At 63.2% G+C, this 24,938-nt stretch carries 14 protein-coding genes; 8 read left to right on the forward strand and 6 right to left on the reverse strand.

Translation table 11 applies throughout. The annotated features are described in order from the left end of the window. Window positions 1-155: 155 nt before the first annotated feature. Window positions 156-1,436: an L-rhamnose isomerase gene (locus KF886_24340; GenBank protein MBX3180490.1), complete on the forward strand. Its 1,281-nt coding sequence runs from the start codon at window positions 156-158 to the stop codon at window positions 1,434-1,436. Window positions 1,437-1,445: 9 nt separating this feature from the next. Here KF886_24340 and galK read toward each other — a convergent pair whose 3' ends face one another. Continuing rightward, entirely contained in the window at window positions 1,446-2,573 is a 1,128-nt protein-coding gene (gene galK / locus KF886_24345) for a galactokinase (protein MBX3180491.1), read from the reverse strand. A gap of 170 nt (window positions 2,574-2,743) precedes the next feature. Here galK and KF886_24350 point away from each other — a divergent pair, with 170 nt between their 5' ends. After that, window positions 2,744-5,044, forward strand: a complete 2,301-nt coding sequence (locus KF886_24350; protein MBX3180492.1) for a DUF4838 domain-containing protein — start codon at window positions 2,744-2,746, stop codon at window positions 5,042-5,044. A 53-nt stretch (window positions 5,045-5,097) separates the two neighbouring features. Here the strand turns inward: KF886_24350 and KF886_24355 are convergent, their stop codons facing one another. Continuing rightward, window positions 5,098-7,011, reverse strand: coding sequence for a DUF1080 domain-containing protein (locus KF886_24355; protein MBX3180493.1), 1,914 nt, complete (start codon window positions 7,009-7,011; stop codon window positions 5,098-5,100). Window positions 7,012-8,469: 1,458 nt separating this feature from the next. Here KF886_24355 and KF886_24360 point away from each other — a divergent pair. From KF886_24360 to KF886_24370, 3 genes are all read left to right on the forward strand, one after another. After that, the gene (locus KF886_24360) at window positions 8,470-9,564 is read left to right on the forward strand and encodes a hypothetical protein (protein ID MBX3180494.1); all 1,095 of its coding nucleotides are present in this window, start codon (window positions 8,470-8,472) and stop codon (window positions 9,562-9,564) included. A 348-nt stretch (window positions 9,565-9,912) separates the two neighbouring features. Beyond that, entirely contained in the window at window positions 9,913-10,971 is a 1,059-nt protein-coding gene (locus KF886_24365) for a hypothetical protein (protein ID MBX3180495.1), read from the forward strand. A 639-nt stretch (window positions 10,972-11,610) separates the two neighbouring features. After that, window positions 11,611-12,837, forward strand: coding sequence for a hypothetical protein (locus KF886_24370; GenBank protein MBX3180496.1), 1,227 nt, complete (start codon window positions 11,611-11,613; stop codon window positions 12,835-12,837). 842 nt (window positions 12,838-13,679) lie between these two features. Here KF886_24370 and KF886_24375 read toward each other — a convergent pair. The 4 genes from KF886_24375 to KF886_24390 form a co-directional block, all read right to left on the reverse strand. After that, on the reverse strand, window positions 13,680-14,972 hold the full coding sequence (locus tag KF886_24375) for a pectate lyase (protein MBX3180497.1): 1,293 nt from the start codon (window positions 14,970-14,972) through the stop codon (window positions 13,680-13,682). A gap of 343 nt (window positions 14,973-15,315) precedes the next feature. Further along, window positions 15,316-15,930, reverse strand: a complete 615-nt coding sequence (locus KF886_24380) for a DUF4276 family protein (GenBank protein MBX3180498.1) — start codon at window positions 15,928-15,930, stop codon at window positions 15,316-15,318. Next, window positions 15,927-17,081: an AAA family ATPase gene (locus KF886_24385; protein MBX3180499.1), complete on the reverse strand. Its 1,155-nt coding sequence runs from the start codon at window positions 17,079-17,081 to the stop codon at window positions 15,927-15,929. Before KF886_24385 ends, KF886_24380 begins: the two co-directional genes overlap by 4 nt. A 131-nt stretch (window positions 17,082-17,212) precedes the next feature. Then, window positions 17,213-19,993, reverse strand: coding sequence for a DUF5060 domain-containing protein (locus tag KF886_24390; GenBank protein MBX3180500.1), 2,781 nt, complete (start codon window positions 19,991-19,993; stop codon window positions 17,213-17,215). A 995-nt stretch (window positions 19,994-20,988) separates the two neighbouring features. On the opposite strand from KF886_24390, the gene KF886_24395 reads away from it, so the two are divergent. The 3 genes from KF886_24395 to KF886_24405 all read left to right on the forward strand — a co-directional run bounded on the left by KF886_24395 (window position 20,989) and on the right by KF886_24405 (window position 24,817). Beyond that, window positions 20,989-21,753, forward strand: a complete 765-nt coding sequence (locus KF886_24395) for a hypothetical protein (protein MBX3180501.1) — start codon at window positions 20,989-20,991, stop codon at window positions 21,751-21,753. A gap of 367 nt (window positions 21,754-22,120) precedes the next feature. After that, window positions 22,121-23,638 (forward strand): DUF2961 domain-containing protein, encoded by a 1,518-nt coding sequence (locus KF886_24400; protein ID MBX3180502.1) that lies wholly within the window; start codon window positions 22,121-22,123, stop codon window positions 23,636-23,638. A 303-nt stretch (window positions 23,639-23,941) separates the two neighbouring features. After that, entirely contained in the window at window positions 23,942-24,817 is an 876-nt protein-coding gene (locus KF886_24405) for a serine/threonine-protein phosphatase (GenBank protein ID MBX3180503.1), read from the forward strand. The last annotated feature ends 121 nt before the right edge of the window (window positions 24,818-24,938 follow it).

Genomic DNA, 24,938 nt, shown 5'->3' on the forward strand with positions numbered 1-24,938 from the left:
GGAATGACGCCCGGGGCCGCGCGCGCTGGCCCACAGTCTGCGATGATCGGGCTTTGGATTGCAAGGTTTCGCGCGGGCGCGGGCGGATGCACTACAATAGCGGGCGGTTGCCGCGCCTGGTGGTGAGAGCGCGGCCAAGCACGCTGGAGCCCGCCATGGAATACACCGCACCCGGGGAAACTTCGATTAATCAGGCCTATACGATTGCCCGCGAGCGCTATGCGGCGCTGGGCGTGGACACGGACGCCGCGCTGGAACGGCTGGCCGGGATACCGATTTCGCTGCACTGCTGGCAGGGCGACGACGTGGGCGGCTTCGAGCGGGTGGAGGCGGCGAGCGGCGGGGGGATTCAGGCGACGGGCAATTACCCCGGGAAGGCGCGTACGGCGGAGGAGCTCCGGCGGGACGTGGAGCAGGTATTGCGGCTGCTGCCGGGGAAACACCGGTTCAACCTGCACGCGATGTATGCGGAGACGGGCGGACGGGCGGTGGCGCGGAACGCGATCGGGCCGGAGCATTTTGCGGGCTGGATCGCCTGGGCGAAGGAACTCGGGCTGGGGATGGACTTCAACCCGTCCTGTTTCGCGCACCCGATGGCGGACACGGGCTTCACGCTTTCGAGCGCGGATCCGGGCATTCGCGATTTCTGGATCGAGCATTGCATCGCCTGCCGCACGATCGGCGCGGCGATCGGGGCGTCGCTCGGCAGCGCGTGCGTGACGAATGTGTGGATCCCGGACGGGTTCAAGGACATTCCCGTGGATCGGAACGCGCCCCGCGAGCGATTGCGCGCGGCGCTCGACCGCGTGTTTGCCGAGAAGCTGAATTCCGCGCACCATTTGGACGCGGTGGAGGCGAAGCTCTTCGGGATCGGGTCCGAAAGCTACGTGGTGGGGTCGCACGAGTTTTACCTGGGCTACGCGATCACCCGGGGGACGTTGCTCTGCCTGGACGCGGGGCATTTTCACCCGACGGAGACGATCGCGGACAAGCTGACGTCGGTGCTGGGGTACCTGGACGAGGTGCTGCTGCACGTGAGCCGCGGGGTGCGGTGGGACAGCGATCACGTGGTGCTGTTCAACGACGACACGCGGGCGATTGCGGAAGAGATCATCCGGCACGGTTTCGAGAAGCGCGTGCACATCGGGCTGGATTTCTTCGACGCGAGCATCAACCGGATCGCGGCGTGGACGATCGGCACGCGATCGACGATCAAGTCGCTGCTGGCGGCGCTGCTGGAGCCCACGCCGGCGCTTCGCGGGCTGGAGGACGCGGGGGACTACAGCGCGCGCCTGGCGATGCTCGAAGAGATCAAGACGCTGCCCTTCGGCGCGGTGTGGGACTACTACTGCTTGTCGAAGGACGCGCCGGTTGGGGCGTCGTGGATGGCGGAGGTGAAGCGTTACGAGCGCGAGGTGCTTTCCGCGCGATCGTAGCGTTCACGGTTATCCGGACCCCTGCGCGGGCGGGCTGGCGAAGCTGGAAGGCGCGCGGCCGAAGGCGTGCTGGAAATCGGCTTCGAGCCGGGCGCGGACGGTGTCCAGCTGCGCCCGCCGCACGAGGGTTACGGTGGACCCGCCGAAGCCGCCGCCGGTCATGCGCGCGCCGATGACGCCGCCGTCCATGCCGATGCGCCGGGCGGAATCCACGAGGCAATCGAGTTCGGGGCAGCTGACGGCGTAGTCGTTCGCGAGGGAATCGTGGCTGGCGTACATGGCCTCGCCGAGTGCGGGCCAGTCGCCGGATTCGAGGGCGGTTGCGGCGGCGCGTGTGCGGGCGATTTCCGAGATGACGTGGCGCGCGCGTGGGTAGTGGATGGCGCCGAGGCGATCGCGCGCGGCTTCCAGGATTTCGGTTGTAACACCCCGCCAGGAGGTTGCGCCCAGTGCTTTCAGCGCTTCCGCGCATTGTGCGCGCCGGGCGGCGTATTCGCCATCGGCGAGGGCGTGGGACACGCCGGTGTTGGTCACGAGCACGACGACATCCGGGTGGGCGAGGGGGATGTGGCGTGTCTCGTGGCTAACGCAGTCGATGAGGAGGAAGCATCCCGCGCGGCAGAGGACGGAGGCCATCTGATCCATGAGGCCGCAGGGCACGCCGGCGTAGCGGTGCTCCACTTCGCGGCACAGGAGTGCCTTGTCGAGGGGCGGCAGGCGGCAGCCGGTGATCGTCTCGAGGAGGGTCATCGCGGCGACTTCGAGGGCCGCGCTGCTGCTGAGCCCGGCGCCGGCGGGGAGGGTGGAGTCAATGCGGGCCTCGAAGCCTGGAAGGGCCGCGCCGGTTTCACGGCGGAAGACTTCGATCGCGCCGAAGAGGTAGCGGCCCCAGTGCGGCAGGCTTTCGCGGGTGGAGAGGCCGGGTTCGATGCGCACGGTTTCGTTCGGCTGACTGGCGCTTGTGAAGACGCAGGCCCCGTCCGCGCGCGGCTCGGCGCGCATGGTGATGGCGCGATCCAGGGCCATCGGCAGCACCCAGCCGTCGTTGTAGTCGATGTGCTCGCCGATCAGGTTGACGCGGCCGGGCGCGCGCGCGGCCCAGGTTGCGTCGGTATGCGTCTCGGGGTCGGGATTCACGGGGCGGTTCCATCCGGCGGGATTGCCGGGCCCCTGTAGTGCCACGCGGGTTGTGCGGATGTCAACAGGCGCGGCGCGCTTGTGCCTGTCGCTCGGAATGTGCGCGCGCGAGCCCGCGTAGGGCAGAATAGGGGCCATGCAACCGCGCTGTGTTGCGAAAGGAAGTCACCATGCGATTCAACGTACCCCGATTGTTCCCGTGCGCCCTGCTGGCCGCGCTGTTCCTGCTGCTTTCCCCCGCTGCTCTGGCCGGGCCCGCCATTGTGGTGGGCGCGGATGCCTCTCCGTCGACCCGCTACGCGGCGGAGGAGCTCCAGCGCTTTTTGGGGCAGATGTCCGGCGAAACACTGCCGCTGCTTACCGACGCCGAGCCGCTGCCCGAGGCGGCATTTATCGTGGGCGTCAACGCGCATACCCAGGCGATTTTGAAGCGGGAAGGCGCGGGGGCGGAGCTGGCGCGCGCAATGGCGGGGCTGGGGGTCGAAGGGTATGTCTTGCAGACGGTGGGCCCGCACCTGGTCATCGCGGGCAGCGACGTGCGGGGCGCACTCTACGGGGTCTACGACCTGCTGGAGGAGCATTATGGGTGCCGCTGGTTCACGCCGACGGTTTCGCACATCCCGTCGATTGACGGGGTGACGATCCCGACGCTCAGCAAGCGGGTGGTTCCGATCCTTGAGTCGCGCGAGCCCTTCACCGCCGACTGCCAGGACGGCGACTGGGCTGCGCGCAACCGTATGAACAGCAGCGCGGCCCGGCTGGAGGAGAAGCACGGGGGCAAGGTGCGCTTCGGCAACGGGCTCTTTGTGCACACCTTCGATGTGCTTATGCCGCCGGATGAATTCTTCGACGAACACCCCGAGTACTATTCGCTGGTGGGCGGCGAACGTCTCAAGGACCGGACCCAACTCTGCTGCACGAACGAGGACGTGATCCGGATCTGCACGGAGCGGATGCTGGAACGCATTGCCGCCGACCCGGACGCCTTTGTCTACTCGCTGTCGCAGAACGATTGGCTCAACTGGTGCGAGTGCGCGGAGTGCACAGCGGTTGCCGAGCGGGAGGGCTCCCAGATGGGGCCGGTGCTTCACCTGGTGAACCGGGTGGCCGATGCGGTGGCGGAGCGGTTCCCGGACAAGGCCATTGAGACCCTGGCGTACCAGTACACGCGCAAGCCCCCGGTCCATATGCGGCCGCGCCCCAATGTGATCATCCGCCTGTGCAGCATCGAGTGCGACTTCATGCAACCGCTCGCCACGAGCGACTTTCCGGATAACGGCGCGTTCGTGCGCGATTTGGAGGGGTGGTCCCAGGTGTCGGAGCGGCTGTGGATCTGGGACTATGTCACGAGTTTTCGCAGCTATTTGTGCCCGTATCCGAATTTGCGGGTGCGGGACGACAACATCCAGCTGTTCATCGCGAACAACGTGAAGGGGATCTTCGAGCAGGACGTCTACAACACCCTCGGCGGCGAGTTCTCCGCCCTGAGCGGTTATCTCAACGCCAAGCTGCTGTGGGACCCGCAGTACGGCGAGGACCGGGCCATCAACGAATTCCTGGAAGGCGTCTACGGCGCGGCGGCGGGGCCGATTCGCGCCTATATCGACCTGTTGCACGACCATGTGGCGGAGAATAACATCCATGCGGACATCTGGGTTGACGCGCGCACCGCGCCCTTCCTCAACGACGAGATCCTGGCGCAGTCCAGCGCCTTGTGGGACGAGGCCGAGCTGAAGGTGCGGGACACGCCGGAAGTTCTTGCGCGCGTTCAGGAGGCGCGGCTTCCGGTGGAGTACGCCATCCTCGATCGGGCCAACGCGTCGGGGATGGCCGGGGTGCGGGTGGACCACGACAATTTTACCGCGTCGGTGGACCCGGCGTTCAGCGAGCGCGTGCGCCATTTCTTCGCGGTGGCGGAGCGGGCCGGGGTGACCCGTATGGACGAGAACCAGACGACGCTGGCCGATTTCCAGAAGACCTTCGACAAGACGCTGCAAGGCGATACGCTACAGTTTGAACCCAATCCCGCCGTCGCGATTGAATCGGCGGCGCCCGGCATTCGCTATGGATACTACGAGGGTTCCTGGGATGTATTGCCCGATTTCGCGGCGCTGACGCCCGCGGCGGAAGGCGTCGCGCCCGTTATTTCCATGGACATGCGCCAGCGGGACGAGGAGTATGCGCTCCGCTTCAGTGGGCTGGTCGAGGCGCCGCGGGACGGCATGTATACCTTCTACACGGAGTCCAACGACGGCAGCCGGCTGTATATCGACGGGGTCGAGGTGGTGGACAACGATGGCCTGCACCGCGCCGAAACCCGGGCGGGCACGGTGGCGCTGAAGCAGGGCTTGCATCGCATTGAAGTGGGCTACTTCCAGGCCGGCATGCGCTACGCGTTTGACGTGTACTGGTCGGGGCCGGGATTCGAGCGGGAGCGGATCCCCGCCGCGCGGCTGTTTCACGAGGAGTAGGCCCGGCTGGCGAGAATGGGCGCGCGCCCGGTGAGAAGCGCCGGCGCGTGGCCCTACCGCGCCAGGGCCGCGGCGCTACCGAGTTCTTTCAGCAGGTAGAACGGGGTCTCGTTGCCGCCCTGCTGGCGCGCGAAGAAATTGAAGACCATGATGCCGTCGGCGCCGTCGAGGTAGCTCTGCCGGGCGTAGTCGCGGTAGGGCTGATCTTCCCGTTCGTACTCGATGGAGGCGTAGATGGGCATTTCGGGCGGCAAGAGGTCACGGTAGGCGCGGATGGGGAGGGGGTAGTCGTTGCGCAGGTAGTGGCTGACAATGACGAAGTCGACGAGGCCCTCGCGGGCCCACGTGACCGGGTCGAGGCCGATGGCAAGATTCTGTTCGGGCCGGGCCATGATGCGCGCGGACAGGAGCAACGGGCGTCCCCGTTTTTCGCCGGCGGCTTTGATCAGGGCGGCGACTTCGCGCATCCACTGGGTCATTTTTTCGACGTGCTGCTGTTCTTCGCCCTGCGGGAAGTAGAGGGGGAAGCGCTGGAAGTCGAGTTCGATTCCGTCGGCGTCGTAGTCTTCCGCCAGTTCCTTGAGCTCGGCGAGTTTCTGGGCGCGGACTTCGGGGATGGCGAAGTTCAGGCCGGAGGGGAGCCACGTGCCGACGATGGGGTTGACGCGCGGTCCGAGGATCTCTTCGTAGATGGGCAGGAGGGGGTCGCCCACCTTGCCATTGCGCCACTCGGGATGTTCTTTCCAGAACGTGGAGAGAATCATGCTGTCTTCATCCTCTGTGGAGTGGACATCGTTGAGGCGGTAGGAGATGAAGGTTTCCATGCCCTTTTCCTTCGCGCGATCGAGGACGAGCTTCAGGGGGTCGTGGCCGGCGTCCATGAGGGCGCGAAGGTTCTGCACGCCCAGTTCGGAAGTAACCAATTTGTTCTCGGTTTCCGGCGCGATCTTCCTGGCGATGGCCTCGCTGATCTCCTCGCCGACCATCTGGGAGACCTTGGTCGGGTAGTTGAGGACCATGCCGAAATTGGGCGAGTAGGAATACGTGGTGGCCCCGTTTTCCGCGACTTGGTCGATATATTTGTAGACGTCCTCGGCGGACATGGGGTAGGGATCATAGATGATGAGGTTGTTGCCGTCGCTGTTGTAGATGAGCCGTTGTTGGCGGATGGGGTGGATCGGCGCGATGGGCTCCAGGGCGATGCGGCGGAACCAGACTTCGCCGCCTTCGATCTGGATCTGGATTTGTCCCGCGCGGGGGCGCACGTCGTAGACCTTGTTTACGATTACGCCGTTCAGCACGAGCGTGAGCGTGTCGCCATCGGCAATGACCTCGAACTGGTTCCACTCGCCCCGGGGGCGTTCGAGGTCGCGCGCGCCCCGGTAGCCCGCTTCATCCTTCCAGTCTGGATCGCGGCCCCACCAGTTGATGCGGCCAAAGGTGACCACCTGCATGCGGCCATCGGGCTGAAAAAGCCAGTTCCCGCCCTGTTTTTCCTCGGCGACGGGGACGGTGGCGCGGTAGCTGTCGGAGCCATCGCCCAGGACGAGAATGTCGCCCGTGCCGCCTTCAATCATCTGGGCGGCGTGGGCGTATTTCCACAGGCCTCGGAAGCCGCCGTCCTCGCCGCGGGCGTGTATCTGAAAGCCGCAGTCCAGGGCCTTGCCCTCGCGATCGCCGTAGCCCGTTTCGCCCCATTTGAACTCGGCGATGAGGCGGTAATTGGCGTAGGCCTTCTCCGTGCTCAGGCAGCCGCGCTCGTCACCCGCGATGTGGAGCAGGCCATCTTCCACGCGCACGACATTGCCCGGGTTCTCGCCCACGTCATGGCCCTTGAGCGCGGGGTACCAGTTGGTGAGATCGCGGCCGTTGAAGAGTTCGAGCGTCTCGGTGGGGACGATGGGCTCGATGGCGGTTGCGGCGGCGGAGGCGAGCGACAAACAGAGGGCCAACAGGCGAATCGGCATGGTGTTTCTTCCTTCGGTTGCTGTGTCTTTTCCAGCATGACGCATGGCGTGCGGGGTTCGCAAGGGGGCGGGTACCCCTTGGGGACTGCCTCTGGCTGGCACGCGGGCTATCGTATTGTCCAATGGCGCCAATCCAGCCGGTGGCTGTACCCGCAGAGCCCGGGTCAGCGACGGGACAGCCGCGCCGGTTGTTGGTGTTGTGGGTTGGTTGGGCTCGCTATGGGTCGCGCGCGGGCTGTTGGTATCGGAGGTGATGGGGTGCCGCAGTCCCTGGGGGGCGCCTGGGGTGGTTTTTGTCGCGGGCTCCAGTTCCCTTGGGGACTGCCTCTGGATGGCAAGTGGGCCAACGCAATGTCCAATGGCGCCAGTCCAGCCGGTGGCTGTACCCCCAAAAACCCCAGGGCGGATGGGGCTTTACGGTGCGGGGGTACGGTGCTATTATGGAGGCCGGGAGAGGTGAGCGAGGAGGATGATGCGGATGGGCGGGTACAGGCCCCCGCGAATTGGGGGTGGTGTTGGGCGCATTCGCGGCGTGGGTGGCTTTTGTCGCGGGCTCCAGTCCCCTTGGGGACTGCCTCTGGCTGGCACGTGGGCCAACGAAATGTCCAATGGCGCCAATCCAGCCAGTGGCTGTACCCGCAGAGTCTTTCGGCGGGTACAGTCCCCCGCGATTTGGGGGTGGTGTTGGGCGCTTTCGCGGCTTGGGTGGTTTTTGTCGCGGGCTCCAGTCCCCCTGGGGACTGCCTCTGGCTGGCACGTGGGCTATCGTATTGTCCAATGGCGCCAATCCAGCCGGTGGCTGTACCCCCAAAAACCCCAGGGCGGATGGGGCTTTACGGCGCGGGGGAACGGTGCTATTATGGACGCCGGGAGAGGTGAGCGAGGAGGATGATGCGGATGGGCGGGTACAGGCCCCCGCGAATTGGGGGTGGTATTGGGCGCTTTCGCGGCGTGGGTGGTTTTTGTCGCGGACTCCAGTCCCCTTGGGGACTGCCTCTGGCTGGCACGTGGGCCAACGTATTGTCCAATGGCGCCAATCCAGCCAGTGGCTGTACCCCCAGAGCTTTTCGGCGGGTACAGTCCCCCGCGATTTGGGGGTGGTGTTGGGCGCTTTCGCGGCTTGGGTGGTTTTTGTCGCGGGCTCCAGTCCCCTTGGGTCAGCGACGGGACAGCCGCGCCGGTTGTTGGTGTTGTGGGTTGGTTGGGCTCGCTATGGGTCGCGCGCGGGCTGTTGGTACGTGGGGTGATGGGGCGCCGCAGTCCCTGGATTTGGGCGCTGTCGCGGCCATGATGATTCAGTCGCAAGCGGGATGAAAGGGTGGAACAGTGCGGAGATCCATTGGCGTTTTTGGTATTGCATGCGCCTGGGCAGTGGCGCTGTGTGGATGCCCTTTCTCTGAAAGCGAACCATGTCAGGACACAATCCCCGCCGTCTCTGAAGTCCCAATCGGGGTCGACATGTTTGCCAGCGCCTGGGATATTCAGTCTGCGGACGACGGAGGATTTGTCATTGCCGGCAGAGCGTATGAGGAGGGCGTGGCCAACGCTCGTGCCTATATTATGAAGGTGGACGGAACGGGAGTTCTTCAATGGGCGACGGGCTTCGGGGAGGACGGAAACTACGATGGGCTTGCCGTTCAACCGGCAGGAGACGGCGGGTATCTTCTGGCTGGCATGGTCAATGGACTTCTCGGCTTCGGAAAGGAACCCATCGGCGACCCAGGTATTTTGATTGCGAAAGCGGATGCGGCGGGGAATGCGGTGTGGTCGAGGGCCATCGAGATTAGTGGGTTCGACGTGGCCTACGGATTGTGCGTGAATCCGGATGGCAGTTTCCTGGTGGCCGGCCTCACCGAGGGACGGGGGCTCAACTTCGCCGATGCATTCCTGATGAAATTTGATGCGGGCGGCTCGGAAATATGGCGACGTCAATTCACCCAGGATGACGGTTTGAGCTCAGCGCTGGATGTCATTGCAACTCACGATGGCGGATATGCCTTCGTTGGCGAAGCCATCGGAAGCCTATCCCTCTATGTCGTTAAGACCGATGCATCCGGGAACGAAGCGTGGAGTTATAAGGGATTCGATTCGGGCCCACTACTAGGGAGCGGAGAAGGGATCGTGCAGACCCGAGACGGCGGATATGCCGTGGCGGGCAGAAGAATAGATGCCTGCTTCGTAGCGAAACTGGATGCTGATGGGAACCTGCTCTGGGCCGCCGATGTGCCCGGGGCTCCTTACGCCGAGGGCTTCGACATCGTGGAACTCGCGGACGGTAGTCTCGTTGTCGCGGGCAGAAGCCATTCGAGAGGTGCGTTTGCCGGCGCGCGCGCGTGCATTCGCTACTTCGCGGCGCGGCTCAGCGAGGAGGGGGAGGTGCGATGGACCGGTCGGCTCGGGCGGAACATTGACAGTGGCACGGCCTACGCGGTGGCGGTCGGCGCCGATGGCAATGTGGCCCTGGTGGGGGACAATGCCGCCCGTGGCTTCTACTTGATAACCACGGACGCCGGCCAGTTCACGGGGAACGGTGGCGAGGGCGCGGGAGAGTAGGTATCCGAATAAGGACTAGCGTGGCGACGTGACGCGGTGCGCCCGTATGGAATTGCCGGCTGGTACGCAGTCCGTTCGAACGCATATGCGCCGGAAGAAAAACAGGGAGAGTCTCCATGCAGGATTCCGATTTTGAACTTATTCCACTTGTCTTCTTCTATCTTGTGCAGGGCATATTGTTTCTTGCCTTCCTGCCTGTCAACATAATGAACTTCATTTGGGATACGATAGTCGCCAGTCTTGGACTCCCTTAAGCGATTTGGGAGTGACCGTGTTTGCAACACCGGTGGGGCCCCAGCGCTGCGGCTTGCGCGGCCTGGCGGCGCGGGCCAGCCCGGAGGGAATTCTATGCGGCGTTACCTGGGAATCTGGATGACGGGTGCGGTGGCCGCGGTCCTCTTGGGCGGATGCGAGGAGACGTGTGAGAACACGATTTCTCCCATCGCCGAGGTGTATATAGCTTCGGATTTGGGCTATGTCGCGCGGGATATCCAGCCTGTGGAAGGGGATGGCCATATTATCGCGGGCTTCTTGGCGGTGGATAGCACAAGGAGGCCCTATGAAGACGCGCTGCTGATTAGGACAGGCGCGGATGGGGCCCTCCAGTGGACGCGGAGCTACGCTGTGCCGGGGGCGGACGCGTTGGAAGAGGCGCGCAGCGTCCATCTCGCGGGCGATGGCGGCTATGTTGTGGTGGGGAATTCGGGTGGCCCGGTGTGGGAGCCAGAGGGGCTGTTTCAGCTTCCAATCCAAATTCTCGCGTTCAAGGTCGACGGCCTGGGCGAGGAACTTTGGATGCGGACGGTGAGAGCTGCCAGATTAACCATCGCGTATGGTTCATGTATGAATGCCGATGGGAGCTTTGCAATTGCAGGATGCTCCGGGGAGCAGATCCCTGGTGACAGGGGCGCACTGTTGATCAAGATGAACCCCTACGGCCGCGAGTTGTGGAGGCGAACGTTCCTTGCTGGCCCGGCGCTTTCCGCGACGGACGTCATTTCCACCACCGACGGCGGGTACGCTATTGTGGGTTTCGTGGAGTACTTTTCCAGACACCCGCGGAGATGGGACCTTTATGTTGCCAAATTGGACGAGGAGGGCAATCGGGAATGGGACTTCCTGGGTGGCGACAGGTTGGGGATTGCCCGTAATTGGTTTGGAGAGAGCATCGTTCAAACGAACGACGGGGGCTACGCCGTGACGGGAAGGACTTACGATGTCAATGATCGCTTTGGGGCTACCAGCAACCTATTCGCGGCCAAGTTCGATTCCGGCGGCGATCTCGTTTGGACATCGACCGCGCCGGGCCCGTTAACCACCGCCGGTTATGCGCTGATTGAGGATACTGACGACAGCCTGGTGGCGCGGGGCATGCCTACTCCTTTGGTTCTTTCAATGGCTGTCTGAGATTCTACGGAATCCGGTTTGACAACGACGGAAACGTGGTGTGGTCTGGGCGTTTCGGAGGCCTCGACGGCGAATCCGCGTATGCGATAACCCGGAATGCCGACGGAGACTTCGTTCTAACCGGTGGGCGTGGGCCCCACGACTCTACCGACCGTTCACGTATTCACCTTGTAACAACCAATGCCCGGGAGTAGCTTTGACGGGTACAGGCTTTCATGACGCTTCGCATCCCGCATTAAGGATGAAAATGGACGGCGGCTTCGCCGCCTGTCAGGCGGGGACGCCCTCCACGGCTCGTCTTCGACCTGCGCTCCCAGCTATTGCCGCTCCCTTGGGAGAGATGCTGTAATCTGGTTTGTATGAGGCAGTTGTGGTGATGCTGAGACGTGTTTTTTCGGAGCAGCCGATGCGTGTGATCGCTACACTCTCGGGTTCAGAAGGAGCGGCGGAGGCGCCGTGATGACGTTGGCCACGATACTGCGGGCAACGTGAAGAAAGGTATGGTACTATGATTCCGCTGTTTCTATATGAAGTGCTTGAACTGATCTACCTGATCATCTACCTGTACTTAATAAACTTCCCACTGCTAGGCCTGCTGTTCGGCTGAACGGCGGGGCGGGCCAGCCCGGAGGGAATTCTATGCGGCGTTACATGGGAATCTGGATGACGGGTGCGGTGGCCGCGGTCGCGGTCGCCCTGGGCGGATGCGCGAAGCCATGTGTCAATACGGTTCCGGCACTGCTTGAACGGCAGGTGGTTGCCCCGACTGGTGGTGGGGCGTGGGCCATTTCTCCGAGCAACGATGGCGGCTTTATCGTTGCGGGTTTCCGGGTATCCCAGATTTCGTCTGCGGGTGACGCGCTGGACAACCCGTATCTTGTCAAGGTGGCCGATGATCTCAGCGTGCAGTGGGAATCGGTGCTAAGTTCGAATGAGGACGCCCATATCTTAGGTGTACAACCTACCAGCGACGGGGGGTACGTTTACGCCGGGCTTACCGGGAGTAGCGTGATAGCGGGAAGAGTCGTTACGGATTTGCCGCGAATTCTGGTCGGAAAAGTCGATGGACTTGGCAACGAGTTATTCAGGCGGGTCGTTGAAGAAGGTCTCACGAGCGTGGCCCACAGCGTTCAAGTGAATTCGGATGATAGCTTCATTGTCGCGGGCGAAAGTGGTGAACAGGCCCTGAGCCATCGGAGTAACACGGGGATTGTAATAAAATTCGACAACAACGGCGATGAGATTTGGACGCGCCGATACGCTCGGGGATCGGCGTCAGGGATCGTGTCCGCCTGCCTTACACCGGGTGGCGGCTATGTGCTGGCCGGAGTCGCCGACCAGGCCGCATATGTTTTTGAAGTGGATGCCGACGGCGTGGTTTTGTGGGAATTCTTGTCAAGTGAGGAGGATGGCTTCGAGGACTTGTATATTGCAAGGAGTATTATTCAAACCCGTGATGGCGGTTACGCCCTCGTATGTGATGTCTTTAATCACGAGGATCGGATTGCCGTATTGAGACTTGACTCCATTGGGGAACCCGTCTGGGCGACCCGGGCGTCCGTGGAGACATTTGCCCGGGGGTATGACCTGGCTGAGGCAGGAAACGGGGATCTGCTTGTGGTTGGCGAGGCATCCCCCAATGCGCCTCCGATTGATGTGCGCAATTGTGCGCGGTCCCTGGTCGTGCAAATGGACCATTCAGGGCGCGTTCGTCAGACGAAACTACTGGGCATCAACTCATCAAGCGCCGCTATGGCGATCGCCGCTGAAGGAAGCAATAATGTTGTCTTGGCTGGATATACGCTCTCGAATCGGAGCTACACGCCTCGGTCTGTTTATCTGATGGTCACTGGCGTAGGGCCGTGAATTCCTCGACCGGGTATCTTGCTCATGGTATGCGTTCCCCCTGCTCCGCCTCTTGTTCGGCTGAGTTCCTCGGCGGGTACAGTCCCCCGCGATTTGGGGGTGGTGTTGGGCGCTTTCGCGGCGTGGGTGGTTTTTGTCGCGGGCTCCAGTCCCCTTGGGGACTACCTCTGGCTGGCACGTGGGCCAACGCAATGTCCAATGGCGCCAGTCCAGTTAGTGGCTGTACCCCCAGAACCTATCGGCGGGTACAGTCCCCCGCGAGTTGGGGGTGGTTTTGGGCGCTTTCGCGGGTTGGGTGGCTTTTGTCGCGGGCTCCAGTCCCCTTGGGGACTTCCTCTGGCTGGTACGTGGGCCAACGTAATGTCCAATGGCGCCAATCCAGCCGGTGGCTGTACCCCCAAGAGCCTTTCGGCGGGTACAGGCCCCCGCGAATTGGGGGTGGTATTGGGCGCATTCGCGGCGTGGGTGGTTTTAGTCGCGGGCTCCAGTCCCCATGGGGACTGCCTCTGGCTGGTACGTGGGCCAACGTAATGTCCAATGGCGTCAATCCAGCCGGTGGCTGTACCCCCAGAACCTTTCGGCGGGTACAGTCCCCCGCGATTTGGGGGTGGTCTTGGGCGCTTGCGCGGCTTGGGTGGTTTTTGTCGCGGGCTCCAGTCCCCTTGGGGCGACGGGACAGCCGCGCCGGTTGTTGGTGTTGTGGGTTGGTTGGGATTGCTTTGGGTCGCGCGCGGGCTGTTGGTACGTGGGGTGATGGGGCGCCGCAGTCCCTGGGGGGCGGCGCTTGGTTGGGGTATTGTTGGCGGTGTAGGGCGGGTGATGCTCCGGGCACACGAACGCGCCTAAGGCGCGATCGCGTTCAGGTATTCTTCGAGGTTTGTGTAGCCATCGCCGTCGCGATCCATTGCGCCATCCGCGGGATCATCCGGGTTCAGGCCCCGTTCCCGCTCCCAGGCGTCGGGCATGCCGTCGCGATCGCGGTCCTCCGGCGCGGGCGCGGATTTCAGTTCGGGCCAGCCGCCGACGTCCTTCTGCGAATCGATGATGCCGTTGCCGCCGCCATCGAAGCTGTTGCCGTATTGCGCCGTGCCCGTACGGATTTCCTCGATGATGCGCGCATCCACCGCATCGCGCGCCAGGGACGCGCCGACGCCCGCCAGCACGCGATTGAAGGCCACTTCCGCAGTGTCGGTCGTGACGGGCGCGACGACAAACTCCTGATCCGCGCGCAAGGTTGCTTCGCTGGCCTCGCCCTCGGGATGGAAGTCGATGCCCTTGCCCCAGTTGTCGGCTGTTACATCGGGGAATCCGTGCATCACGTTGCCCGCCGCGTACATCTTGCCCCGCGGGTCTTTCTGCACGAAGATGCGCCGCTTCACGCTGTCGCGTGTCGCCGGACCGGGCTTGTAGTAGTTGTTCACCCAGTTGCGGGGCCAGAGCTCGCCGCCGTAGGCGCTGTTGAAGCCCCAGTTGTAGGTCACGTTGTTGCGGAAGTCGAGGAGGCCGGAATTTTCATTGCCCGAAGCGCGGGGGTTGCGGCTGGAGTGGTGCACGAGGGCGTTGTGGTGGAAGGAGCCGCCGGGGCCGCCCCAGAGCCCGCCGTAGCCGTGGTCGCCTTTCTTGTGGACGGATCGGTAGAGGCTCTCGCTCACCAGGCACCATTGCACCGTGAGGTTGGAGGCTTTGTTGAAGGAGAGGGTCTCGTCGACGCCCCAGCTTACGGAGCAATGGTCGATGATGATGTGGTCCCCCTCGCCGCCGAAGGCGTCCTGCTCGATGCCGCGCTCGTCGCCCGGACGGAAACGCATGTAGCGGATGATTACGTGGTCCGTGTCGACCTTGACCTGATAGTTCTTCACGCAGATGCCGTCGCCCGGCGCCGTCTGGCCGGCAATGGTGATCCAGGGGTGTTCGATCTCGATCTCAGATTCCAGGGGGATCGTTCCCGAGACGCGGAACACGACGGTGCGTGGACCTTCGGCTTCGCATGCCGCGCGAAAGCTGCCGGGGCCGCTGTCGTTGAGGTTGGTGACTTCGATAACCCGCCCGCCGCGCCCGCCGATGGTGTACTTGCCGAAGCCCTCGGCCGTGGGGAAGGCCGGGGCGCGATCCGGGCGGAAGTTGGCGAGTGAAATCAAATTGGATTCTTCGTTCACGGCGATATCGTACAACCAGCCTTCGGGGAGATCGAGGCCCTTCAAAGCGCCCGTCCAGGGTTTACCCTCGGAGGTGAGCAGGGGAACGCGGGTGTTTTCATGGGGCGCGATGCGGCCCTCGAAGCGCACTTCCAGCACGCCGGATTCGACGTCAACCGGCGTGGCGACTGCGCCGTCGGTGATGGTGATGGAGCCAGCGGCGCCGGCAACGCCAGCCCAGATCGAACAGAACGCGCAAAGCGCGGCGCGGCCAGGTGGGCGTAGATATCGATACATGGCTTCTCTCCATATCGCGGCGGGAAAGCCACCGCGAATTGCGCCATCAAGGAATGGGCGGGGCGCCACAAATGGTCAGGATAGTGTTGACGAGGGATTTCAGTTCGGGGCATTGGTCGATGGCGACGTCCAGGCCGTTCTTTCGAAATATGCGATCCGCGTCGCGGGGTTTTGAGTAGGCGCCGCGAAATGTTCCGACTTGAAAGAGGGCCTTGAGCCTCTTTGAAGGCGGGTTATCGTGATTGATAGATTCCGGGTCGGCGCCCGGCCGCGCCTGATTGTGTCCGGCGATCCGCCGGAGATCGTCCCAATAGGGGATAAGCCAGGCCTCGAAGTCGTATTGCGCCGCGTGCGGGTGAAAGCGGGGATCTTGACCGACCCATTCGCGCATTTTGGCTCTGGCGTCGTCAGCGCTCTTGAACATTGGCGGAGCGGTTCCGGTGTAGACGTCGGTCAGGGCAATGACATGATCGACCGGACGTTGCCGACGGCGCAACAGATCCCGCACCGCCTCCTGGAGCATCGGCCCAGCGGGTATGCGCCCATTGTAGGGCCGCGCCTCCATCTTCGGCATGGGCGAAAGGTGGCGGGAAAGATACTGGCGGAGATGGTGCAGGAAAGCCTGCTCCGTGCGCCCTTCAACCAGCAACACTATCCTCATGCGCGGGCGCCCAACTGCCCCATGCGCCAGATTTCGTCGAGGCCGTGCTTTTCCAGCCAGATGTTGACATCCAGCGAATCTGCCCAAACCGCTTCGGCAAAGCCGTCCTCCCCCAGATCCATAGCGACAATCTCGGTGGGCGACAGGTAGCGAAGCAAGCGGTCCGAATGGGTCGCCACGACCAACTGCGTGCGCTGGGCCGCCTCGCGAAAGAGATCGACGAGCAAGTTCAACACGTCGGGGTGGATGCTTACCTCGGGCTCGTCGATCATGGTGATATTGGGCAGGTACGGGCTGTGTAGCAAAGCGACCAACCAGATAAACCGAAGCAGCCCTTCGGAAAGCTCTCCCTGATAGAGCGGTGCGGACAGGGTGCTGTCCCTCCAGGTCAGCACAAACATGCCGGCCGCAACGCTCGGATATCCGAGGCTGTCGAAGCTCTTGAACGCCACGTGCAGCGTATCAAGAAACGACTCGTAGTTGTGGGGGTATTCCTCCCGCAGAAAGTGGAGGTAGGAGACCAGATCTTCCCCGTTGGCCCCCGGCAGCGGGGCCGGACGCAGCTTCTGAGGGATACGTATCGGTGCGCGCGTGCCGATGTCCAACGTGTGGTACCGGAGCGAGGAGGCCAGGTAGTCTCTAAATTCATCCGCCATGCGGAATTGCCTGGGGACCTGGGCCAGCGAGGTTTCGTGCGTGCCGGAAGTCCAATTGGGCTGGATCATGGCGTCCATTTCCGCATTCAAGTAGTGGATGTCGTCGAACCGGGCTTGTATATGAGGCGTGACAACACCGGATTTCCCGTCGCAATGGGACAGTTCTTCACGCGCGATGGCGTACCCCCCTCCCCTCCCGGGTTGAATCGCGAGATCGTAGCGCCACTTCGCGTTGTCCGGCATGGCGGATTGGATCCCGAAAGCGATCTCCCCTTTGGGCTCCACACGGGTGACCACGCTGTCCGGGCCGCCGAATTCATTCAGTGTGTCCGCGAGCTTTCCCTGAGCGGAGCGGGACAACAACTCCAACGCCTCCATCAAGGATGTTTTCCCCACGCCGTTTGCCCCGATCAAGATCATGAGCGGGCGCATTTCGAGCGACAAAGCGCGGATCCGCTTGTAGTTGAGTATTTCCAATTGGGTCAACTGAGACATAGTATAGTATGCTCCGGCCTGGGTGGTGAGGCGGCGCGCCGGAGGGAAAAAGGACGAATCTCCGGCCCTGGCCCGCGCTTCACGGCCCCATCATAGCGGCGAACCGAGAATTACTTCCAGTTCCCCGGCGTCTACTTCCTTTTCAGCAGCGCGACCCAGTCTTCTTCCGGTTCGCCGGGCGGTGGGCCGAGGTCGGCCGGGGCGCCGCCGGTGATTTTGCGGGGATCGCCGGTGTATTCGCCGGTTCGCGGGTTGAACCATTGGAGCGTGAAGGCGCCGGGGGCGGCGGTGAGGTCGAGCGCGCCGGTTTGCGTGGCGACTGGGAGGTAGACGGCGTAAATCTCGCCGGGTTTTGCGAAGACCTGGCCGGGGAGTTTGTTGTTTTCGCCCTCAAAGACGGCGGAGCCGGTGAGGAGGGCGTCCGACGGGCGCATTTCGTGGAAGGGTAGGGACTCCATGAAGCGCCGCGCAATGGCCATGTAGCGCCAGAGGTCTTCGTAGACCCGGAAGTCGTCGGTGCGGAGGAGCGTGTCCAGGATAAACTCGATATTGCCGCCGGAGAAGTAGATGGGCCAGAGGTATTCCTTCCGGTGGCGCGGGGTGTTTTCCGGGGTGGTCTTGTCGGGGAAGAATTCGTCCATCCCGATGACGAGCGGGACGCCGGCGGCGGCGGACCTCTCGCGCCAGATCTCGACCAGGCCGACGTCATTTACCTGGAAGGAGCCCACGGTGAAGCGGTCGTCGCCGAGGAATTCGGTCCAGGTGCGGTCGAGGGTGCTGGAGTGGTGGACGGTGATGGGGTTGTTGTAGGGGTCCACGTCCCGCAGGTACTCTGCGAAGTCCTTGATTCGCGCGGGCGTCAGGTCGAACTTGAGGTTGTACTCCTCGCACAGGTTCCACTGCAACGCGGGGAGGTGCGCGAAGCGCGCGACGATCTCCCGGTAGTAGAGCTTGCGCTCCACGCCCAGCTCGCCATCGTCCAGCTCGCGCTTGTTCCGCTCTTCGCCCTCGCTCAGCACGAAGTGCAGCATGAGGCCGCGTCGCTGCGCGTGCTCCAGGACGATGCCCCACTGGTGGAGTTTGGTCAAGTCGAAGTGGAGGTTGTCGTTCTCGGGGGCGCCGTTCAGGTTGATGGGGGGCAGCCAGGGGTGCACGTTTTTGCCATCGCCGCCGATGTTCATGGTGAGGAAGTAGAGGCTGTTCACCTGCTGATCGGCGAGGTAGTTGATGGCGCCGATGATGTTCCTGCCTTTGCCGCCGCCCCAGTCGGGGTCGCCCTCGCGCCAGTCCTGTGCGTGGTTCGCGTACTTGTGGCCGCCGAACTTGCCGGGCTCCGTGTTGACGAAACCCTCGTAGCCCAGGAAGTCCTCGGGGCTGTCCGTGCCGCCCTTGAGCCAGTAGCCGCCGTCGCGGAACTTGAGGTAGTGGCCGCCGGCGTATTCCAGGCGGCCCCAGCGGTAGAAGGCGGGGGCATCGTCCGGTGCGGGGGCTATGGCAAAATCACCCGATTGCCCGTCGAAGCCGGTCGGCTCCCCCGCGGCCGGGTCGAGGTCGATGGCGATATCCTTTCCTTTGCGGAATGAGGCCACATGGCGCCAGGCGCCCGTCTCGTCTGGCGAGAATCGCGCGCGCCACACGCCGCCGCGGAGACCGCCCTCGCCATCGCCATCGAAATAGCCGGGCACAGCGTATTCCTTCCCCGATGGCGCGGTGAAGGTGACGGTCAGGCGGTAGTCCAGGAAGGGGTTCGGATCATTGTCCGCGGCGTGCATTTCAGGCCCCGAGAAATGGAGGGTCAGGGGATGCCATTTATAGAATGCGGCGAGCGGCGCTTCCTCCGCTTCCGCCGAGGCCGCCTGGGCCCGCGGACTATTCGCCGCCACCAGCAGCTTCAGCAGTTGGTTCTGCTTCGCGTCCGGATCGCCGCCTTTAATGGCGCCCCAGTCCCCCTGCGCGCACACCAGCGCGAGATTCAGGCTGGGGATGAATACGCTGTTGTTTCCCCCCGCGCCGATGGACATCACGGTATCCGCGGGCGCGTCGGGCCACGTGATGGCGTCTGGGTGCAGCCGGCCGGTGTCGTTGAACCACCAGTTGAAGCCGTAGATGCCGGGGCCCTGCTGCGTGAAGTGGTCCGAGCCGCCGCCGTAGGAGCCGATGCCGAGGTAGTCGTCGTCCTGGTTGTCTTTCGCGGTCTGGGGGAGGTCCTTCGCGGTCTGGGGCGTCATGTAGTCGTCGAAATAGCGGCGGGGGAGGAGCTGTTGTCCGTTCCAGTGGCCCTTCTGGGTCCAGAACCAGACGATGCGGGCGAAATCGCGGACGGAGGCCTTGAGGCGGTGCTTGTCGGAGAAACGGAGGCCGTCCTCGAAGCCCAGCGGGCCCAGGCGTCCGGGCGCGTCGGCGACGTCGTTGCCGTGGGCCTGAAAGACCTTGTCGAAGAGGGTTTTCTGGTAGAGCTGGATCGCGAAATCGTTGTAGGCCCAGGCTTCGCCCGCCTCCTCGGGCCGCGCGTAGCCGCTGGTCATGGCGCCGAGGTGGCGGAAGGTGATGCCCTGGTGGCGCGGCTGGAGGGGCCAGCCGAAATCGGCGATGGGCTGGTCCACGCTTTGTGCTTTGCCCTCTTCGACGGCGAAGAAGAGCAGGGTGCTGAGCACGGGCTTCGCGGAGGAGAGCCAGTCCTTCACTTCGGCCTGATCGCCCCACTGCTTCACCACGTAGCCGTCCTTGATGACGCAGCCGCGGCCGCCGAGTTGCGCGGCGATGGCATCGAGCGGCGCGGGGTCCAGGCCGAGGGCGGCCGGGTCGCGGGTTTCCCAGTGCGCGCCGGGGAAGGCGGGGGCGGCGGCGATCGAATGCGCCAGGAAGGCGGTGAGGATGACGAGGGCGGTGCGGGGGAAGGGGGTTGTGGGCATGGCGTGTGCACTCCGGGGTTGCGACAGGGGGAGTCTAGCGGATCGGGCGCGGGGAAGGGAATTGTCGTGGGGGGGGTAGGGCGGCGAAGAGCGCAGAGATCGCGGAGCAGGCGGTGGCCGGAACCATTTTTTGAACCGCGAATTAACGCGAATTAACGCGAATGGACACGAATGTATCGGGAGCAGCGGCGGGCGGCGATCAAGAATTGTGCCCACGGATAGCACTGATCACGGCTGGCGGCGTTCAAACCCCGATTTTCTGTGGCTTTGTGCGTGCTTGAACCGCCCTGGGTGGATGCCGTATGTATTGGCCCACATGTGGCGCGGGTGAAGAGGCACTCAGGCGCGGGACCGATTTGGGATGGAAGGGGGCGTTTGGTTGGCGACTTGGGCTGAATTTTTTATCAACAAAAAGACAAAAGTCTCGAAAATATCGATTTTTATTGCCGGGTTGTCGGTTGGCAGAAAGTTGTCATATGTGAATAACTGAGATCGTTTCTTTCCGAATTATTTGAGGGTGCTCGCGATCCTGCGTGGGCGCAAGCTGTTCATCCTGGGTGGGTTGGAGATTCCATTGTCTATTGGAACGTTTCTTGCGTGCTTTGAGCCAAAGTGCGAAGGGAATCGATGCTGGTGGGAACGATTCGATTGGGATGGGCGGATGGTGTGCTTGGGAGCTCGGAGGATCGTTCTTCTTTTCCCGTGAAAAGGCGTAAGCGGCATAATCGTTTTGTGTTTCTGGCGGACTACATCGACGGGACTGCCCCTTTTTCGAAGGAGGCATGGAAAGGAGGAAACCATCTTTTCGACTGCATCATATAACGGAATGCCAGAACGAGTTTTGTAGATGCACTGAAAGGTTTGCCTTGGACTGCGAACTAGAGTTCAAGCCAGAAGCCCGCGGGCCGGGAGAGATTCGTTTCAGTGACAGTTCGGCCACCCGACAGCAAAGAAATGCCTTGTATATTTGGGATTAGAATTAAAGGAAAACCGAGATGATTCACGCGAAAAAAGCTGCTACTTTACTACTATTCAGTATGCTTGTTGGGGCTGCGGGGGTTGCAAGCGCAGATTCGATTATCTTTGATCGCGGCCTGCCCACAGCCAATTTGAACAATGCGGCTGGCGTTGATCGCAGTAACGTTGCCTGGGGTTTTAACGGGGACTACCTCGCCGGTGACACGTTCAATATTAGCGGTGGGCCTTCGTACCTGATCGATGACTTCACCGTGTGGTTCGTGAACAGCAACATCACTCCCGCCGACACCACCTTTTCTCTGTATATTGGCTCCGACACAAGTCAGCCGCTCGACAATGTAGGCGCGTCTTGGACGACCAGTTCCGTGCAGTATACGGGCGGGCTCGATTACCAGGGGTCGAGCGGTAGCTTTATTACCATTACCCAGCTCACATTCAACGACTTGGGACTGACTGTTGCTGGCGGTACAGACTATTATTTCACCGTCTCGGCGACTGATGCGGGTGGCTTGATTACGCCGCTGTTCCTGCACGCTTCGAATGCCGCGAGAAGTGGTTCGACGCAAGAGGATGCTGACGATCTTTACGGCTGGTTCGGCTATAACAGCGGGAGCGTTACGTTTGGCAGCCTTTTCAGTTCTCAGGGTAATGGCTGGGACAAGCCCAGTGATATCAATGTCCAGATCACGGGTAGCGTCGTCCCGATCCCCGGCGCGGCGGGTCTTGGCCTGCTTGGCCTGGGCCTGGTGGGTGTTCGCCGGCGGTTTCGTAAGACGGCGTAAGGAATGTTTCGGGCTGACGGCCCGCGGGTGACTTGCGGGGTTGGGCGGTCGGGAACTGAATGAGCTTATGTGCGCGGGGCCATGGATAGATTTCCGTGGCTCCGCGCTTTTCTTGTGGGGGACGGCGGGGGCAGTTGACAGTTGACAGTTGAGAGTTGACGGTTGACAGTTGACAGTGGACAGTGGACAGAGTGGACGGAGTGGACAGAGTGGAGGGAGTGGACGGAGTGGATGGCGGGGACGGAGTGGACGGAGTGAATGGCGGGGATGGCGGGGATGGCAGGGGTTGGTGGTTTTTGCGGGCTGAGGGGAGGGGATGTGGTATGGTGGTGGCGTGCTTTGAACTGGATGCTTTGGGAGAATGCCGATGTGGTGGAAAGCGCTGTTGCGGGTTGTTGCTGGTGTGTTGATGTTGGGGATTGCGGCCGGGGCGGTTGCGGAGGGCGGGTTGCTGGATGCGCTTACGCGGCCGCAGGCGTATGAGGCGCGGCGGGCGAGCAGCTCGAATGAGGACTTGACGAAGAACGGGGACGCGCGGCCGATTCCGGCGGGGGAGACGCTGGTGTTGATGGACGAGGCGGGGCCGGGGGTGATCACGCATTTCTGGAATACGGTGGGGTCGGAGGATTTGTTTTACGGGCGGTCGCTGGTGCTGCGGATCTACTACGACGGCGCGGAACACCCGAGCGTGCAGGCGCCGCTGGGCGATTTTTTCGGGGTGGGGCATGGGGCCTACGCGAACTACACCTCTGCGGTGGCGACGGTGTCGTCGCACGGGCGGGCGCGGACCTGCTACTGGCGCATACCGTTTCGCGAGCGCGTCAAGGTGACGATAAGCAACGATCATCCCGAGCAGAAGGTGGATTCGTTCTATTACTACCTGAACTGGCGGAAGCTGGACGCGCTGCCGGAGGACACGCTGTATTTCCATGCGCTGTACCGCCAGGAGATGCCGGCGGCGCCGGGCAACTATGTGATGCTGGAAACGGCGGGCCGGGGGCACTACGCGGGTACGGTGCACTCCGCGCAGCAGGTGGAGCTGGGGTGGTACGGCGAGGGAGACGACTTCTTCTACATCGACGGCGCCGAGACGCCGCAGCTGCGGGGCACGGGGACGGAGGATTATTTCAACGACGCCTGGGGTTTCCGCGAGTTTTCGACGCCGTTTCACGGGGTGAGCCTGTACGAGGGCGTGTTTCCCGGCGATCGTGTGACGGCGTACCGCTGGCACCTGCCGGATCCGGTTCCGTTTGAGCAATCGCTGAAGGTGGAGATCGAGCACCGGGGCAGCGTGTTTACGGATCAGGCCCAGCATCTGGGCCAGTTCTTCGAGCGGCCGGACTGGGTGAGCTCGGTGGCGTTCTGGTACCAGTATCCGCCCCGGGCCATCGAGGAGCCGCTGCCGCCCGCCTCGGAGCGCATCGCGCCGTACCGCGTCCTGCCCGTGCGGGATCTGGCGTACCGCGCGGATCCGCCGGCGATCCTGGTTCCCAGCGGCGCGGGCATAAGCTACGTTCCCGGCACGCACGAGGCGCGGCTGGATATAGACTTTACGGTGGAACAGGACGGGCGCTACCAGATCAGCGCGGTGGTGTATAAGGCGATCATGGGCGGGGTCTATCAGCCGCTGCTGGATGGGGCGGCCTTCGGCCCGCCGGTCGACTTCACGATCATCAACGCGGATTACGTCTGGCAGCCGCTCGACCTGCACGACCTGAAGGCGGGAACGCACACGCTGAGCTTCCAGGGGCTGCCCGAGGTGTCGCCGCACAGCCGTACGATCACGTCCAACATGCGCGCCATCGGGATTGACCGGCTGGTGTTGCTGCGGCTGGAGGACATGCCGGGCTACCAGCAGGTCTTGAAGGAGGAACTGGCGAAATAGGGGCGCGCGCCGGGGCGCGGAGAAAAACGCAGGGCAGTCGCATTTAAACTTCCGGTCAGAGCCGAGCGCCATACGAACCACCTGAAATGCAAAAAGAATGGCGCGTGTTGGAGGGCTGGCATTTCGCCTACGGCGAATCCCTGACCTTGCCGGCAGAGATGCCGGCGCTCCAACACGCTCACTTTCATTGATTCAAGGCTGCAAATCGACTCAATTTTACGCCCATATGCCTTGATCGGGTTTAAACGCGATTGCCCAGGAGAAAAACGCTCGCCGCGCGCGATCTCTGCTACACTGGAGCGCATGAACACCCGCGCCGCCGACGAAACAAGCTCCACCTCCGCCGGGCCGCAGCTTGTCTGCTGGAAGGTGTGGGGCGGGAACGGGCAGATGGAAGCGCCCGTGGCCATTCCCGGGTTGCGGGGTTTCCTTTATTCGCGGCCATCGGGCAGCGAACAGGGCGGCGATGTCTACTACCTCTCCGCCTGCGGTTCCGGGGCGCTCGCGCGGCTGTGCGTCGCCGACGTGACGGGCCACGGGCAATCCGTCGCGACCTTCAGCGGCTGGCTGGAGGAGGTCTTCTCGAAGCATATCCACCGGGCGAGCCCGTCCGGCGTGCTGCGCGAGGTGAACCGGCGCGCGGTGGAGCGCGGCCTGGAGCTGATGTCCACGGCGGTCTGCCTGAGCTACAACTCGCTCAACGGGAAGCTCGCCTTTTGCAGTGCGGGGCACCCGCCGGTACGCATCTGCCGCGCGGGGGAGTCCGCGTGGAAGCCGTTGCGCGTGGAGGACGGAGCGGGCCTGTGCAATGTGCCGCTCGCGGTTGACGCCAGCGCGACCTACGCCATCTCGCGCTGCCAGCTCCGGCCCGGCGACCGGCTGATCGTGCATACGGACGGGCTGACCGAGGCGCAGGATGCGAACGGGCAGCTGCTCGGCGAGGCGGTCTGGGCGGCCGGCCGCGTGCCCGGTTGCGACGCGCCTCTGGAGTCCGTGCTGGAGGCGATTAAGGCGGCTGTGGCCGAGCACGTGCCCGGCGGGGCCGCGGGCGACGACATCACTGTGCTCGTGCTTGAGGCGCTGCCTTACCAGAGCAGCAACCGCTACGCGCTCTTCCTCAAGAACAACTTTCCCCGCTTTGCGCGGGCGCTGTTGGGCGAAGGCCGCGGGGGCGGTTGACAGTTGACAGTTGACAGTTGACAGTTGACAGTTGACAGTTGACAGTGGGCGGTGAAAGGCTGGGGTGCGCTTGCGGGGATCGGGGCTTGACGTGGCGCGGGCCGGGACGTACCCCCGCGTG

The organism is Candidatus Hydrogenedentota bacterium (genome assembly GCA_019637335.1).
Classification (GTDB): Bacteria; Hydrogenedentota; Hydrogenedentia; order Hydrogenedentales; family JAEUWI01; genus JAEUWI01.

What these genes read in the sequence shown, in the direction of transcription:
- KF886_24340 (MBX3180490.1), top strand. Translation starts at nt 156, where the DNA reads ATGGAATACACCGCACCCGGGGAAACTTCGATTAATCAGGCCTATACG.
- KF886_24350 (MBX3180492.1), top strand. Translation starts at nt 2,744, where the DNA reads ATGCGATTCAACGTACCCCGATTGTTCCCGTGCGCCCTGCTGGCCGCG.
- KF886_24355 (MBX3180493.1), bottom strand. Translation starts at nt 7,011, where the DNA reads ATGCCGATTCGCCTGTTGGCCCTCTGTTTGTCGCTCGCCTCCGCCGCC.
- KF886_24360 (MBX3180494.1), top strand. Translation starts at nt 8,470, where the DNA reads ATGTTTGCCAGCGCCTGGGATATTCAGTCTGCGGACGACGGAGGATTT.
- KF886_24365 (MBX3180495.1), top strand. Translation starts at nt 9,913, where the DNA reads ATGCGGCGTTACCTGGGAATCTGGATGACGGGTGCGGTGGCCGCGGTC.
- KF886_24370 (MBX3180496.1), top strand. Translation starts at nt 11,611, where the DNA reads ATGCGGCGTTACATGGGAATCTGGATGACGGGTGCGGTGGCCGCGGTC.
- KF886_24380 (MBX3180498.1), bottom strand. Translation starts at nt 15,930, where the DNA reads ATGAGGATAGTGTTGCTGGTTGAAGGGCGCACGGAGCAGGCTTTCCTG.
- KF886_24385 (MBX3180499.1), bottom strand. Translation starts at nt 17,081, where the DNA reads ATGTCTCAGTTGACCCAATTGGAAATACTCAACTACAAGCGGATCCGC.
- KF886_24390 (MBX3180500.1), bottom strand. Translation starts at nt 19,993, where the DNA reads ATGCCCACAACCCCCTTCCCCCGCACCGCCCTCGTCATCCTCACCGCC.
- KF886_24395 (MBX3180501.1), top strand. Translation starts at nt 20,989, where the DNA reads ATGATTCACGCGAAAAAAGCTGCTACTTTACTACTATTCAGTATGCTT.
- KF886_24400 (MBX3180502.1), top strand. Translation starts at nt 22,121, where the DNA reads ATGTGGTGGAAAGCGCTGTTGCGGGTTGTTGCTGGTGTGTTGATGTTG.
- KF886_24405 (MBX3180503.1), top strand. Translation starts at nt 23,942, where the DNA reads ATGAACACCCGCGCCGCCGACGAAACAAGCTCCACCTCCGCCGGGCCG.